Below are 14,044 nucleotides of genomic sequence, written 5' to 3'. Positions count from 1 at the left end.
CGGGCTTGCCGCCCGGCAGCAGCATCGGCCCGGTCGCGCCGGCGGGCTTCACGCCGGACGGCACGACGGGCTGCGGCTGGGGCGGCACGGCGATCGGTGTCGGGCTGGGCGAGGGCGGCATCACCGCGCCGGCCCCGGCATTGGGAAACAGCCGCAACCCGGCCCCGATGGCGGCTGCGCCGTCGCTGCCCACCGCCCCGAACGGCATCACCGCCGGGCGGCTCTCAGTGCCACCCTTCTGTGCGGTGGCCAGATCGGGCGCGGTCATCAGCCCGATCAGCGCGGCGGCGGTGGTCAGAAGGCGTCGAGACATGGGGGAGCGTCCCTGCCGGAAATGACTGTCGGTCTGAGGATCGTCCGACGGCGCGCGCGTTTCAAGCATCCGGCCGATCGCGGGGTGAAGCATTTCCGCCCCGCGATGCGGCGCTGCGATGCGGATCACTCGATCCGCGCGACCTCGTCGAAGGACAGGCGCGGATTCCGCGGGAACAGGCCAGAGGGCTCGCCATAGCCGAGATTGACCAGGAAGTTCGACTTCCACCGCGTGCCGGCGAAGAACAGCTCGTCCACCTTCGCATTGTTGAAGCCGCTCATCGGCCCGGCATCGAGCCCGACCGCGCGCGCGGCCAGGATGAGGTACGCGCCCTGCAGGGAACCGTTGCGGAAGGCCGTCTGCTCGGCGAAGGACGGGCTCGAGGTGAACCAGTTCTTCGCATCCGGCGAGTGCGGGAACAGCACCGGAAGCTGGTCATAGAATTCGAGGTCATAGGCGACGATCGCCGTGACCGGCGCCTTCATCGTCTTCTCGGTATTGCCCGCCGACAGAGCCTCCTTCAGCTTCGCCTTGCCTTCCGGCGTGCGGACGAAGACGAAGCGGGCAGGGGACGCGTTCGCGCTGGTGGGCCCGAACTTCAGCAGGTCGTACAACTCGTGCAGCTTGGCATCGGGCACCGGCCGGTCCTGCCAGGCATTCTGGGTCCGCGCCTCGCGGAACAGCTGGTCGAGGGCGGCGTCGTCGAGGGTCTCATGAGCCATAGCGGTGTCCTGCATGTCGGTCGGCTGATCGCACCGCATAAGCCGCATTGCCGCAACCCCGCCAGGGGCCGCGGGCGAGGCAGCGATCAGCCCCGCGAATGAGGGGTCGCGGTCAGGCCTCGACCTGCTCCACCGCGACGACCTCCGGCACGTAGTGGCGCAGCATGTTCTCGACGCCGTGCTTCAGCGTGGCGCGGGAGGACGGGCAGCCGGAGCAGGCACCCTGCATGTGCAGCCGGACGATGCCTTCGCGGAAGCCGCGGAAGACGATGTCGCCGCCGTCGCCGGCGACGGCCGGGCGCACCCGCGTGTCCAGCAGTTCCTTGATCTGCGCGACGACCTCGCCATCGGCGGGGTCGAAATCCTCGCCATGCTCGCCCTCGGCCTCGCCATCCTCGAGCACCGGCATGCCGGACAGGAAGTGTTCCATGATGGCCCCGAGCACGCGCGGGCGCAGGGTGGTCCAATCGGCATCGTCGGCCTTCGTGACGGTCACGAAGTCGCTACCGAAGAAGACGCGGGCGACGTCACCCACCAGAAAGACCCGTTCGGCGAGCGGCGAGCGGCCGGCGGCATCGGATGCGGCGGTGAAATCTGCCGTGCCGCGGACGCCCAGCACGTCCCGGCCCGGCAGGAACTTCAGGGTGGCGGGGTTGGGGGTGGCTTCGGTCTCGATGAACATGACGACGTTCCGGTGTGGTCCTGATTCCCGACCTATGTGGTCCGGAATAGGGAGGGGTGCAACCGCCGAAGCTCCCCACTGCTCGCGGCCCTGCCGCGATCCCGGAGCGCGCGCCGCGAACGCGCCCAGACCACCAACGCCGCCAGCGCCCCTCGCCTGGCGCGAAGGCAAGGCGGCGGATGCCGGCCGCCCACGGTCCGACGGCGCGAAAACTCACGTGATCCGGTCGAGTTCCTTCTCGTCCAGCGAGCTCGGTACCAGGGTCATCGGCACCGTCAGCCGGCTGGCGAACCGCCCGGTCAGCGCGGTGATCAGCGGCCCTGGCCCCCCGCTGTCGGCCGCCATCGCGAGGACGAGGATCGAGATGCGCGGATCCTCCTCCAGCAGCTTCAGCAGCTCGTCGCGCGCCTCGCCTTCGCGGATGATCAGGATCGGGAAGCCGCCGGTGATCTCGTTCACCTCGGCGGCCAGGGCGGAGAGCATCTTCTCCGCCTCCTCCCGCCGTTCCTCCTGCATCATCACTCCGACGCCGGCCCATTCCACGAGGCCGACCGGCTCGATCACCCGCAGCAGCGCGACGCGGCCGCCGCCCTTGCGCGCACGCAGGCAGGCGTAGCGCAACGCGATGGCGCGCTCGGGGCTGTCATCCACCACGACAAGAAAGATGCGGTCGCGCTTGGCGGCGGTGGTGGCGGCGGCGGCTTCCTCGCTTCCGGGCATCGCAGGGACCTCAACTACGGCGGAACATCACGCTGCCCAGCCACCCGGCCAGGGCGGCGAGCAGGATGCAGCCGACACCATAGATCACGGGCTGGGTATGCGCGACGTAGGCGATCGACGCCGCCGTGCCCACCCGGTCCACCCGCAGGAACAGTTCCTGCCGCGCGATCACGCGCTGCTCGCGCACCAGCAGCACCTCGATGCGGTAATCGCCCGTCTGGACCGTATCGGGGAAGGAAATGCGGGCGCTGAACAGCCGCCCGCCCGCCACCGTGACCGGCGATGCATATTCCTGCCAGCGGCCGTCGTCCTGCTTCAACTCCAGCAGCGCGGCGCGGAAGGCCGGCGCCTGGCTGCCCGACGCCCGCAGCGGCAGCGCATCGAGGCCGAGCCGCCCCGCCCGGCGCGCGTCTTCCGGCAGGACCTGCCAGACCGGGCGCGTTGCGGCGATGGCGTAGAAGCCCGGCATTTCCCGAAAGGTCGCGGAAGGCCCGTTCAGCCAGAAGCCGAGAACGTTCACCTTCCGTCGCACCACCGTCGCCTGCGGCGGGCCCCAGGCGACGACGATAACGTCCTCATCCGTCTGCGGACCGATCAGGCGCTCGGTCGCGCCGAACACCATGACGGAGGATCCGGTGAAGCCGGTCGAGATCTCGACCTGGTTGGTCGACAGATCGGCCGTGAGCTGCGGCGTGTTCGCCGCGACCGAGGGCGGTGGCGGCGCGGCCGCGGGCGGCGGCACGAGCGGCGCCTGCGCCCGCGCCCCGCCGGCCAGCGCGCACAGCAGCACCAGCATCGCCCCGCGAATCACGGTACCGGTCCGATGACGAACAGGCTGTCAGGCGTGCGTACCAGGTCATAGAGCAGGCCGAGCGCAACGCTGAGCACCAGCATGCCGAGCAGCGCGCGCGTTTCCTCCCCGCGCAGCTTTGTCCCCATGGCGGCGCCGAACTGGGCGCCTGCGACGCCGCCGGCCAGCAGCAGCATCGTCAGCACGATGTCGACGCTGCCCACCTGCACCGCCTGCAGCAGCGTGACGTTGGCCGAGACGAAGACGACCTGGAACAGCGAGGTGCCGATGACCACCGAGGTCGGCATGCCGAGCAGGTAGATCATCGCCGGCACCAGCATGAAGCCGCCGCCCACGCCCATCACCGCGGACAGGACGCCGATCGCCATCCCGACTAGCAGCGGCGGCACCACCGAGATGTAGAGGCGCGACTTGCGGAAGCGCATCTTGAAGGGCAGGCCGTGCAGCCAGGTGTGCTCATGCGCGCGAGCTGCCGCGGCGCCGGTGCGGCGGCGGCGCAGGATGGCGCGCACGCTCTCCCGCACCATCAGCATGCCAACCGTGCCCAGGATGACGACGTAGAAGATGGCGACGGCGAGGTCGACCTGCCCGGCGCGGCGCAGCACCGCGAAGAGCTGCACGCCGAGCCCTGAACCGATGAAGCCGCCGACCAGCAGCACCGTCCCCATCCGGACATCGACATTGCCGCGCCGCCACTGCGCCATCAGCCCCGACACCGACGCGCCAAGCGTCTGGTTCGCGCCCGAGGCGACGGCGACCGGCGCCGGAATGCCGATCAGGATCAGGATCGGTGTCAGGAGGAAGCCGCCGCCCACGCCGAACAGGCCTGAGAGCCAGCCCACGCCGAAACCGATGCCCAGCAGCAGCAGGCCATCCACACTCATTTCGGCGATCGGCAGGTAGACCTGCATCCCGTCCGGGCCTCGATTGCAAAAAAACTTCCTCCCGCCGGGTTTGAACCCCGTGGGTCGAAGCGACAAGGCACAATCGGCATTGGTCGCGGCAGGATTGCGGCAGTGCGGCAAGGAAGCCCCTTTTTGCTCGCGCCTGGTTCGGCGCATGCTGCGCGGGCGGCGCTCCGACGCCGGCCAGGAGGCACCGACCATCATGATGCTGTCCCGACGCCTCCTGCTCGGCGCCGCGCTGGCGGTGCCGGCGCTGCGGCGGCCTTCGGCCCAAGCTGCGCACCAGGTGCGCCTCGTGCATGTGAACGATTTCCACAGCCGCCACGAACCGGTCGTCCGCGCGACCGGGGCGGGCTGCCGCGCGGATGAAGCCTGCCTCGGCGGCTCGGCGCGGCTGGTCGGCGCGATTGCGGCGGCCAAGGCGGAAGCTGCCGCGGCGGGGCGCGGCGCCGTCGCCATCGATGCCGGCGACGAGTTCATGGGCAGCCTGTTCTACACGCAGTACCGCGGCGCGGCGGAACTCCAGGTCATGAAGGCCTGGGGCTGCGAGGCGATGACCCTCGGCAACCATGAGTTCGACAACGGCCCGGAGAACCTCGCAACCTTCATCGCCGGCGCGGATTTCCCGATCCTAGCCGCCAATATCGACACGCGCGCTGAGCCGGTGCTGGGCGGCCGCACCCGCCCCTGGTGGGAAACGGTGCGCGGCGGCGCGCGGCTCGCCTTCATCGGCGTGACGACTCCGGAAACGCCGCTGCTCTCCTCCCCCGGCCGCAACCTGCGTTTCACCGACCCGGCCGAGGCCACCCGCCGCGCCATCGCCGAAATCCGCGCGACCGGCCCCGCGACCATCGTGCTGCTGTCGCATCTCGGCTACGGCCCCGACCGGCAGATGGCGGCGGAGGTCGCCGGGCTCGACGTGATCGTGGGGGGCCATTCGCACACGCTCCTCGCGAATGACGAGCCGGATGCGGAGGGCCCGATGCCGGTGCTGGTGGACGGGCCGGACCGCAGGGTGCGCATCGTTCAGACCGGTGCCTATGGCCGCTTCCTCGGCATGCTGGACCTCGACCTCGCGGCCGATGGGCGCGTGGTCGCGACGGGCGGCGCCTGCGCGCCGATCGGTACCGGCTTCCCCGAGGATGCGCGCGTTGCCGCCCTCATCGCCGAACTCGCCCGGCCGCTGGCCGAGACGCGCCGCCGCCCCGTCGGCACCCTGCCGGCCGAGATGGGCAATGCCGAATGTCGCCGTGGCGAATGCCTGCTCGGCAACCTGGTCGCGGAAGCGATCCTCGCTCGCGCCCCGGGGGCCGAGATCGCGATCACCAACGGCGGGGGGCTGCGCGCGGGGCTGCCGGGCGGGCTGGTCACGCTCGGCGACGTGCTGACCACGCTGCCCTTCGGCAACACCGTCGCCACCATGGGACTGCGCGGGTCGGACGTGCTGGCGGCACTGGAGAACGGCTTTTCGCAGGGTGCCGGCACGGCGGGGCGCTTCCCGCAGGTGGCCGGGCTGCGCGTCGTGTGGGACCCGGCGGCTGCCGCCGGCAGCCGCGTGCGCGCGGTGGAGGTGGCGCAGGGCGGGCGCTTCGCGCCGCTCGACCCGGGGCGGGTCTATCGCGTCGCGACCAACGACTTCATGCGTCGCGGCGGCGATGGCTACGCCCCGTTCCGCGAGCGCGCGTTGGACCCCTATGACGCCGGTGTGCCGGTGGATGACGCGCTGGCCGACTATATCGCCGCCGGGCGCACGGGCGCGATCGCCCTGGACGGGCGCATCGGCGTGCGCTGACCGCCCATGGCGGCGGCACGCCGTTTCCCTCGGAGATGATCTGCGATAGCGTATCGTTGTCGGATCAATCACGGGAGCGAAATGCATGTCACGCAAGTTGACAGCCGAATTCCTGGGCACGCTTTGGCTGGTTCTCGGCGGGTGCGGCGCCGCCGTGCTGGCGGCGGCTTTTCCCCAGGTCGGCATCGGGCTGCTCGGCGTTTCCTTCGCCTTCGGCCTGACGGTGCTGACGATGGCCTATGCGATCGGCCACATCTCGGGCTGCCACCTGAACCCGGCGGTGACGATCGGGCTGGTCGCCGGCGGGCGGTTCCCGGCCGGGGAGGCGATTCCCTACATCGTCGTGCAGGTGCTGGGCGGGATCGCCGGCGCGGGCATCCTGTTCCTGATCGCCAGCGGGAAGGCGGGATTCGACGTCTCCGCCGGCTTCGCGTCGAACGGGTATGCCGACCATTCGCCGGGCCAGTACAGCATGAACGCTGCGCTGATCTGCGAGGTCGTGATGACCTTCTTCTTCCTGCTGATCATCCTCGGTTCGACCCACGGCAAGGCGCCGGTGGGCTTCGCGCCGATCGCGATCGGGCTCGGGCTGACGCTGATCCATCTGATCAGCATCCCGGTGACGAACACCTCGGTGAACCCGGCGCGCAGCACCGGCCCGGCGCTGTTCGTCGGGGGTTGGGCAGTGCAGCAGCTTTGGCTGTTCTGGGTGGCACCGATCATTGGCGCCGTGGTCGCGGGCCTCGTCGCACGCGGATTGTGGCCGGAGGAGACGGCGCAGATCGAGGGGCGGGAGCCCGTCAGGCAGGGCCTGCCAAGCGGGAATGTACAACGCTGATTTGGATCGGAGAGGCGCTCCGGCCCTCTCCGACCCTCAGCGCCACCATGACGTTGTATAGTAGCGCCAGCGGAAGCGCCGATTGAGCGCCGGAAGGCGGGACGCTTGCAATCGCAGGGCGCGGCCAGGAACTGGAGGGACGCTACCCCTCCAGACCACCCCGCCAGGCCACGGTGTGGCCTGGACCGCCGGCACTGGTGCGGGGCGCGGCGCCCGTGCCAAACCCTCAAACCGCATGTCGTGCGCAAGAGCGGTCCTCGGCACTCATCCCGGCAAACGCGCACCGCGGCTGGTTGAGGTTTCCAAAGGCCTTTCGGCCTTTGGTGGGGTGGCTTGGAGGGGCAAAGCCCCTCCAATTCCACAGCGGAGTACGGGGTTCACCACGAAGGCCGTCGGGCTGAGGTCCGAATAGGAACGGCGTCCCTCACCACTCATCCGCCGAGCTGATGTCCGCCCTTTCCGGCGGCACTACCTCAGCAGCCCATCCACCATCGCGCGGTCCGGTGTTGCGCCGTCCCGCGCGCGCAATGCGCCGGCCGCCGAGGCGAAGCGCATCGCGACCGGCACCGGCATGCCCTCGGCGACCGCGAGAGCATAGGCGCCGTGGAAGACGTCGCCGGCGCCCGTCGTATTGGTCGCCTCCACCGGAAAGGCCGGCATGCGTTCGGCCTTCGCGGCCCCCGGCACCAGCCACAGAACGCCGTTTTCCCCCTGCGTCACCGCCGCGAGCTGGACCGGGCCGCTCGCCAGCGCACGCCGCAGCCCTTCCTCGGGCGAGCAGCCCGGCGCGAAGTTGGCCAGCCCTGGAACGGAAAAGATCGCGTGATCCACCCGGGGCACCAGATCCACCAGGATGCGGGTCTCGCTGCGTTCCCCGTCCAGCACGACCGGGACGCCGGCGGCCCGGGCCGCGGCGGCCGCTGCGGCGACGCCTTCCTGCCAGCGCGGGTCGCAGCACAGCGCGCCGGCTTCCCGCACCTTGTCGAGCGGCAGCCAGCCGGGATCGGTACCGAGGCCGGCGCCGCGGAAGGAGATGATCGTCCGTTCGCCGCGCGGGTCCACCAGCACGGCGCCGACCGGCGTGCGCCCGCCCGGGACGCGGCGCAGGCCGCTGATGTCCAGGCCTTCCGCGGCCAGCGCCTCCGCCAGGGGCTCGCCGTTCAGGTCATCCCCGACCCGGCCCCAGAAGGCTGCGCGGCCGCCGAGCCGTACTGCCGCAATCGCTGCATTGGCGGCCATGCCGCCCGGTCCGATGCTGTAGGACCGGGCGGCGATCTTCGCGGGCGGCTGAGGTATGTCCTCGACGCGGAAGGTGTGGTCGGCGACGACGTTGCCGAGGCAGATGACGAGAGGGGCGGCAGGTGATCCGGACATGATGCGCGGCAGGCTCCCACGTCCGGCCGCGCCGCGCCAACCCGCCCCGCCGGCCATTGCCGCGCGCATCCTGGTCCTGCGCGACGATGCGCTGGTTTTGGACAAGCCCGCCGGCCTGCCGGTGCATCGAGGCCCACGGGGCGGCGCGTCGATCGAGGACTGGCTGGAGCCGCTGCGCATGGGCAAGCGGCACCTGCCCCAGCCGGCGCACCGGCTGGATGCCGACACGGCGGGCTGCCTGGTGCTGGGGCGGACCAAGCCGGCGCTGGCCGCCCTGGGACGGGCCTTCGCGGCCGGACAGGTGGACAAGACCTATTGGGCGGTGGTCCGCGGCGGGCCGGCCGAGGATGCGGGGGTGATCGACGCGCCGTTGCACAAGGTCAGCAGCGCCGCGCGCGGTTGGCGGATGGAGGTGCATCCCAACGGTCAGCGTGCCGTCACACGTTGGCGTGTGCTCGGCCGCGGTCCCGCAATGGCGTGGGTGGAATTGCGGCCCGAGACCGGCCGGACCCACCAACTCCGGGTTCATGCCGCCGCCCAGCGCTGGCCGATGCTGGGCGACCCCGTCTATGGCGACCCCGGGTTCGGCGGGCTGCACCTGCTGGCGCGGGCCATCGCCCTGCCCATCGACCCGCCGCTGGCAGCGACGGCGCCGGTCCCGCCGCACATGGACGCTGCGCTGCGCGCCTGCGGCTGGGACGCGACGGCAGCGCCGTGAAGCGCCAGTCGCGCAGTTCCACCAGCGGCGCACCTTCGCCGACAGCAGCGGTGCGGAGGGGCAGACGAGCCGGATCGGAAAGGGCGGCGGTTCGAACTCCGCGATCACCGGTACGGTTAGGAAACTATCTGCGTTTCGCGGCCCCAGACTTGGACCGGCGCCGCACGGAAAGGCGCGCGTCCCTGCCGTATGCCGTGACGGCGCAGTCCGCCCGGCGCCGCGCGTCTTCCGATCCGAGTTCCCCACCATCGCCCGCGCGGCGTAACATCGCGGCCGGGCACGCGCGTTGCCGCCATCCCAGGCCGGAGGCCGATCATGGATATCACGCCGTCCAGCAACGTCGCCTTCTCCCCTGCCGTGAAGGCGATCCAGGCCGCCCGCGGATCGCGCGAAGGCTATGCGCGCATGGAACGTCGTGGCGGCTGGCGGACCGAGATCACGCCGGACCTCGCCGGCTTCATCGCCGCGACGCGCAGCTTCTACCTGGCGAGCGCAAGCGCCGAAGGCCAGCCCTACATCCAGCACCGCGGCGGCCCCCCGGGCTTCCTGCGCGTGCTGGACGCGGAGACGCTGGCCTTTGCGGATCTCTCCGGAAACCGGCAGTACATCACACTCGGCAACCTGTCCGAGAACCAGCGCGTGCAGCTGTTCCTGATGGACTACGCGCAGCAGCGGCGGGTGAAGATCTGGGGTGAGGCGCGCGTGGTGACGGACGACCCGGCGCTACTGCAGACGCTGGTGCCCGACGGCACCACTGCCCGTGCCGAACAGGCGATCATCATCCGCGTCACCGCCTGGGACACGAATTGCCACCAGCATATCCCGCAGCGCTTCGACGCCGAGGAGGTGCTGCGCGCGATCACCGAGCGCGACGAACGCATCGCGGCGCTCGAAGTGGAGGTCGCGCGTCTGCGCGGCGGGTGAGCGGGGCGCCGCCTGCGGCCAAGGTGAGCGTGGCGGAGGCCTCCCCGTCACTTCCGCTGTTGCCGTTGGAGGGGCCTTGCCCCTCCAAGCCACCCCAGCAAAGGCCGAAGGGCCTTTGCAAACCTCGACTTGGTGCCGCGCGCCGCGGGCCGGAACGGTGCCCGAGCCGGCTTTTTGCGCATGACGCGTGCGCGGAAGGTCCGGCGTGCCTGTTGCGGCCGGCCGCCAATGGATTGCGGTCCAGGTGCTCCAAGCACCATAGGCATCGGGGTGGTTCGGAGAGGTCGCGCCCGATCTGCGACGGCTGCAAGAATGCGAGGTCTTAGGAAGGCCCTTCGCCCCTGCCAGGACAGGTTGAAGAAGGCGGCGCCCCTGCAAATCCAAAGTGAACGATGGGGCCAGCCGGGGCGATCTCTCGCCCGGGTCCCGGGCGCTGCTGCGCCGCCTGCGGCAGGGCGTATTCCCCGATTCGAATGCCCTGGTTGCCGCGCCGGAACCCAAGCGGCTACAACCGCTTCGTGCCCGTTTCGCCGCTGATCGCCCCCTCGCTGCTTGCCGCCGACTTCTCCCGCTTGGGCGAGGAGGTGGAAGCCATCGCCGCCGCCGGCGCCGACTGGCTGCATCTCGACATCATGGACGGGCATTTCGTCCCGAACATTTCCTTTGGTCCGGTCGTGGTGAAGGCGCTGCGCAAGCGCACCACCATTCCCTTCGACGTGCACCTGATGATCGCGCCGGCCGATCCGTACCTGGCGGCCTTCGCCGAGGCTGGGGCCGACCTGATCAGCCTGCATCCGGAAGCCGGGCCGCATCTGCATCGTTCGCTGCAGACCATCCGGGCGCTGGGCAAGAAGGCCGGCGTCGTGCTGAACCCGGCCACGCCGGTCGAGGCCGTCGCGCATGTGCTGGACCTGACGGACCTCATCCTGGTGATGTCGGTGAACCCGGGCTTCGGCGGGCAGTCCTTCATCGAGAGCCAGCTCTCGAAGATCGCTGCGCTGCGGCGGATGATCGATGCGACGGGCCGGCACATCCACCTCCAGGTCGATGGCGGCGTGACCGCAAAGACGGCGCGGTCCTGCATCGAGGCCGGGGCCGATGTCCTGGTCGCCGGAACGGCGGTGTTCGGGCAAACCGACTATGCGGCAGCGATCGCTGCCATCCGCGGGGCGGCCGCATGATCGGGATCCTGCGCGGGGCCCGGCAGAAACTCGCGCGACTGAAGCCTGTACGCGTGCCGGATGCGCCGGCGCGTGCCTTCCGTGACCTGTGGCCCGGCGACCCGGCGCGCGGCGCGCGGCTGCTGCGCGGCGAGTTCGAGACGCTCGGCACCGCACGCATCCTGCGCATCGGCCTGCCGGGCGGGGAGGGCTGGGACAGCGCCTCCGGCACAGCGCCCTGGAGGGCGGCGGCGCATGGTTTCGCCTGGATGCGGGATCTGCGCGCGCTCGGGACCGATGCGGCGCGACTGCACGCACGGGCATTGACCGATGATTGGCTGGTCCGCGGCGCCGACGAGGCCGTGGCGGACGCGCCGGAAGTCGTGGGCTCGCGGCTCTCGGCCTGGCTCGGCCATTGGGACTTCTTCGCCGCGACCTCCGAGGACGCCTTCCGCCGCGCGGTGATGACCCGCCTGGCGCAGGATGCGCGGGACCTCTCGGCCGCGCTGCCGGCGGAGGCGGAGCACCGCGGCGCGCTCGCCGCGCTGAAGGGCGCCATGGCCGCGGCGATCGCCTTGCAGGAAGAAGCCTACCTCCAGCGCGCCGCCCGCTTCCTGCCCGCCGAGATCGAGCGCCAGTTCCATCCGGATGGCGGGCATGTCGAACGCTCGCCATTGATGCAGCTTGTTGCGCTGCAGGACCTGATCGAGATCCGCAACCTTCTGCATGGCGCGGGTATGGAACCGCCGCCGCATCTGGCCGCGGTGCTGGATCGCGCCGCGCCGGCCCTGCGGCTGTTCCGCCATGGCGATGGCGGGCTCGCCCTGTTCAATGGCACGCGGGATGAAGGCTCGGCGCTGCTCGACCTGGTGCTGACGCAGGGCCAGGCGCGCGGGCGGGCACCGCTCGACCTGCCGGAAACCGGCTTCCAGCGATTGCAGGCCGGGCGCACCCTGGTGATCGCGGATACCGGCGCGCCGCCGACGCCGCGCGCATCGGCGGGCGGCGATGGCGGGCTGCCGGCGGGCGCCGATCGCTTCGCCCATGCCGGCACGCTGGCCTTCGAGATGTCGGTCGGACGCGACCGGCTGATCGTGAACTGCGGCGCCGCCCCGGCCGCCGAGGAAGCTTGGCGCGACGCGTTGCGCGCCACGGCGGCGCATTCGACGCTGGTGCTGTCCGACACGAATTCCTCCGAGCTGCGCCTCGAGGGCCTCGGTCGCCGGCCGGAGCAGGTCGAGACGGCGCGCCACGAATCGGGCGGCGCGCAATGGCTGGAAGCGAGCCACGATGGCTGGCGCCGCGCCTTCGGCGCGGTGCACCGCCGCCGGCTGTATCTCGCGGAATCCGGTGACGACCTGCGCGGCGAGGATATGGTCGAGATCCCCGGCGACGCCCCCGTGCCGACCTTCTCCCTGCGCTTTCACCTGCATCCGGGCGTCGTCGCTTCACTGTTGCAGGACGAAAGCGCGGCGCTGCTGCGGCTGCCCTCCGGCATCGGCTGGAAGATCCGCGCGAAGGGTGCGCGCGTCGCACTCGAGGACAGCGTCTACCTGGGCGGTGAACCGCGCCGGTCGTCGCAGGTCGTGCTGCTGGCGGAGGAGGGCGAGACCTCCATCCAATGGGCGATCACCCGCGTGTCCATGCCCGCCCCGGGCACGACGCCCGCTGTCGAGTAGCGGGCCGAACCCGTCCGCATGACCCGCAAGGCTTTTGCCTGGGCGTCCTTCGACTGGGCGAACAGCGCCTTTCCCACGGTGGTCTCCACCTTCGTCATCGCCGCTTACTTCACGCAGGGCGTGGCGCCGGACCCGGCGACCGGCCAGGCACAGTGGGGCTGGATGCAGACGCTGGCGGCGCTCGCCATCGCGGTGTTGTCGCCGCTGCTGGGAGCGATCGCGGATCGTGGTGGGCACCGACGGGCGCTGCTGGCGGGCTGTACCCTCGTCACCGCTATCTTCACCGCGCTGGTGTGGTACGCCGAGCCGAATGCCTCCTGGGCGCTGTGGCTGCTGGTTTGCGTCGGCATCGCCACCGTCGCCTTCGAGCTTGGCACGGTTTTCTACAATTCGATGCTGCCGGAGGTGGCAGCACCGGCGCAGATCGGCCGCGTCTCGGGCCTGGCCTGGGGGCTGGGATATGCGGGCGGGCTCGCCTGCCTCGCCGTGTCGCTGGTGCTGCTGGTGCAGCCCGATCCGGCCCTGTTTGGGCTGGACCGGTCGCAATCCGAGCATGTCCGGGCGACGGCGCTGCTCGTGGCCGCCTGGACGGTGGTGTTCGGCTGGCCTGTGCTGGCCTTCGTGCCCGATCAGCCCGGGCAGCGCCTGTCGATCCGCGCGGCGGTGACCGGCGCGGTGGCCGAGACGAAGAACCTGCTCCGCGGCTTGCCGCGGCGACCTGCCATGATGCGCTTCCTGATCGCCCGGCTGTTCTACACCGATGGGCTTAACACGCTGTTCGCCTTCGGCGCGGTCTTCGCCGCCGGCGTGCATGGCATGGATTTCGAGGAAATCTTGCTGTTCGGCATCGCGCTGAACGTCACGGCCGGGCTGGGTGCGGCCGGGTTCGGGCTGGTCGAGGACCGGCTGGGCTCCAAGCCCACGGTGATGATCGCGCTCGTGGCCATGATCGCGCTCGGCACGGCACTGCTGCTGACGGACAGCAAGGCGGTGTTCTGGGGCATGGCCATGGCGCTCGGCATCTTCATGGGCCCGGCGCAGGCGGCGTCGCGCGCGCTGATGGCGCGCATGGCGCCGGAAGGTGAGATCGCGGCCCATTTCGGGCTGTTCGCCCTGTCGGGGCGCATCACGGGCTTTCTCGGCCCGGCCGCGCTGGCCGCGGTGACGGCGGCGACCGGCAGCCAGCGCGCGGGGATGGCGACAGTGCTGGTGTTCCTGGCCGTCGGCGCGGCGATCCTCGCGACGGTTCGGCCGGTGCGGGGCTGATCAGAAGCCGGTCAGCAGTAGGTCGAGGGCGCGGCGCGAAGGTCCTCGACCAAGTGAGGAGCGTAGCGCCGAAGCGTGCCATCAGAACACGCGATACTTGGCGAGGCGCAGGCCGTTGCCTCCACCCGGCGATGATGGGC

14 protein-coding genes are annotated in these 14,044 nt (G+C 71.0%); 7 read left to right on the top strand and 7 right to left on the bottom strand.

Annotated features, from left to right (window positions below):
- The 6 genes from GXW78_RS23285 to GXW78_RS23260 form a co-directional block, all read right to left on the bottom strand.
- On the bottom strand, positions 1 to 313 hold a 313-nt coding region (locus tag GXW78_RS23285), incomplete at its 3' end, for a hypothetical protein (protein WP_211871299.1).
- A 125-nt stretch (positions 314 to 438) separates the two neighbouring features.
- Entirely contained in the window at positions 439 to 1,035 is a 597-nt protein-coding gene (locus GXW78_RS23280) for a malonic semialdehyde reductase (RefSeq protein ID WP_211871298.1), read from the bottom strand.
- 112 nt (positions 1,036 to 1,147) lie between these two features.
- Positions 1,148 to 1,717 carry a NifU family protein gene (locus GXW78_RS23275; RefSeq protein ID WP_211871297.1) on the bottom strand — a complete coding sequence of 190 codons (570 nt, stop codon included), beginning with the start codon at positions 1,715 to 1,717 and terminating at the stop codon, positions 1,148 to 1,150.
- Between the two features lie 213 nt (positions 1,718 to 1,930).
- Positions 1,931 to 2,437, bottom strand: a complete 507-nt coding sequence (locus GXW78_RS23270) for a universal stress protein (RefSeq protein ID WP_211871296.1) — start codon at positions 2,435 to 2,437, stop codon at positions 1,931 to 1,933.
- Positions 2,438 to 2,447: 10 nt separating this feature from the next.
- Positions 2,448 to 3,248, bottom strand: a complete 801-nt coding sequence (locus GXW78_RS23265; RefSeq protein ID WP_211871295.1) for a TIGR02186 family protein — start codon at positions 3,246 to 3,248, stop codon at positions 2,448 to 2,450.
- Entirely contained in the window at positions 3,245 to 4,159 is a 915-nt protein-coding gene (locus GXW78_RS23260) for a sulfite exporter TauE/SafE family protein (RefSeq protein WP_211871294.1), read from the bottom strand. Before GXW78_RS23260 ends, GXW78_RS23265 begins: the two co-directional genes overlap by 4 nt.
- A gap of 196 nt (positions 4,160 to 4,355) precedes the next feature.
- Between GXW78_RS23260 and GXW78_RS23255 the strand changes: the two genes are divergently transcribed.
- Together GXW78_RS23255 and aqpZ are read left to right on the top strand one after the other, a co-directional pair.
- Positions 4,356 to 5,945 (top strand): bifunctional metallophosphatase/5'-nucleotidase, encoded by a 1,590-nt coding sequence (locus GXW78_RS23255; protein ID WP_211871293.1) that lies wholly within the window; start codon positions 4,356 to 4,358, stop codon positions 5,943 to 5,945.
- An 85-nt stretch (positions 5,946 to 6,030) separates the two neighbouring features.
- Positions 6,031 to 6,783, top strand: coding sequence for an aquaporin Z (gene aqpZ, locus GXW78_RS23250; protein WP_211871292.1), 753 nt, complete (start codon positions 6,031 to 6,033; stop codon positions 6,781 to 6,783).
- 468 nt (positions 6,784 to 7,251) lie between these two features.
- On the opposite strand, the gene GXW78_RS23245 is transcribed toward aqpZ, so the two are convergent.
- Entirely contained in the window at positions 7,252 to 8,157 is a 906-nt protein-coding gene (locus GXW78_RS23245; protein WP_211871291.1) for a PfkB family carbohydrate kinase, read from the bottom strand.
- Between GXW78_RS23245 and GXW78_RS23240 the strand changes: the two genes are divergently transcribed.
- The 5 genes from GXW78_RS23240 to GXW78_RS23220 all read left to right on the top strand — a co-directional run bounded on the left by GXW78_RS23240 (position 8,156) and on the right by GXW78_RS23220 (position 13,904).
- Entirely contained in the window at positions 8,156 to 8,875 is a 720-nt protein-coding gene (locus tag GXW78_RS23240) for an RluA family pseudouridine synthase (RefSeq protein ID WP_246522563.1), read from the top strand. The genes GXW78_RS23245 and GXW78_RS23240 overlap by 2 nt on opposite strands.
- 315 nt (positions 8,876 to 9,190) lie before the next feature.
- The gene (locus GXW78_RS23235; protein ID WP_211871290.1) at positions 9,191 to 9,799 is read left to right on the top strand and encodes a pyridoxamine 5'-phosphate oxidase family protein; all 609 of its coding nucleotides are present in this window, start codon (positions 9,191 to 9,193) and stop codon (positions 9,797 to 9,799) included.
- A gap of 518 nt (positions 9,800 to 10,317) precedes the next feature.
- The gene (gene rpe / locus GXW78_RS23230) at positions 10,318 to 10,980 is read left to right on the top strand and encodes a ribulose-phosphate 3-epimerase (RefSeq protein ID WP_338147828.1); all 663 of its coding nucleotides are present in this window, start codon (positions 10,318 to 10,320) and stop codon (positions 10,978 to 10,980) included.
- Complete coding sequence (locus tag GXW78_RS23225) at positions 10,977 to 12,638, top strand: heparinase II/III family protein (RefSeq protein ID WP_211871288.1); 1,662 nt, start codon at positions 10,977 to 10,979, stop codon at positions 12,636 to 12,638. The genes rpe and GXW78_RS23225 overlap by 4 nt, the downstream gene beginning before the upstream one ends.
- An 18-nt stretch (positions 12,639 to 12,656) precedes the next feature.
- Positions 12,657 to 13,904 (top strand): MFS transporter, encoded by a 1,248-nt coding sequence (locus GXW78_RS23220; RefSeq protein WP_211871287.1) that lies wholly within the window; start codon positions 12,657 to 12,659, stop codon positions 13,902 to 13,904.
- Positions 13,905 to 14,044 lie beyond the last annotated feature (140 nt).

Origin of the sequence: Neoroseomonas terrae (genome assembly GCF_018129025.1) — a bacterium.
GTDB classification, from domain to species: Bacteria; Pseudomonadota; Alphaproteobacteria; order Acetobacterales; family Acetobacteraceae; genus Neoroseomonas; species Neoroseomonas terrae.
This window is presented reverse-complemented; position numbering and strand designations above follow the sequence as displayed.

Coding starts and splice junctions, on each gene's coding strand:
- GXW78_RS23280 (WP_211871298.1), bottom strand. CDS start 1,035: ATGGCTCATGAGACCCTCGACGACGCCGCCCTCGACCAGCTGTTCCGC.
- GXW78_RS23275 (WP_211871297.1), bottom strand. CDS start 1,717: ATGTTCATCGAGACCGAAGCCACCCCCAACCCCGCCACCCTGAAGTTC.
- GXW78_RS23270 (WP_211871296.1), bottom strand. CDS start 2,437: ATGCCCGGAAGCGAGGAAGCCGCCGCCGCCACCACCGCCGCCAAGCGC.
- GXW78_RS23260 (WP_211871294.1), bottom strand. CDS start 4,159: ATGCAGGTCTACCTGCCGATCGCCGAAATGAGTGTGGATGGCCTGCTG.
- GXW78_RS23255 (WP_211871293.1), top strand. CDS start 4,356: ATGATGCTGTCCCGACGCCTCCTGCTCGGCGCCGCGCTGGCGGTGCCG.
- aqpZ (WP_211871292.1), top strand. CDS start 6,031: ATGTCACGCAAGTTGACAGCCGAATTCCTGGGCACGCTTTGGCTGGTT.
- GXW78_RS23240 (WP_246522563.1), top strand. CDS start 8,156: ATGATGCGCGGCAGGCTCCCACGTCCGGCCGCGCCGCGCCAACCCGCC.
- GXW78_RS23245 (WP_211871291.1), bottom strand. CDS start 8,157: ATGTCCGGATCACCTGCCGCCCCTCTCGTCATCTGCCTCGGCAACGTC.
- GXW78_RS23235 (WP_211871290.1), top strand. CDS start 9,191: ATGGATATCACGCCGTCCAGCAACGTCGCCTTCTCCCCTGCCGTGAAG.
- GXW78_RS23225 (WP_211871288.1), top strand. CDS start 10,977: ATGATCGGGATCCTGCGCGGGGCCCGGCAGAAACTCGCGCGACTGAAG.
- GXW78_RS23220 (WP_211871287.1), top strand. CDS start 12,657: ATGACCCGCAAGGCTTTTGCCTGGGCGTCCTTCGACTGGGCGAACAGC.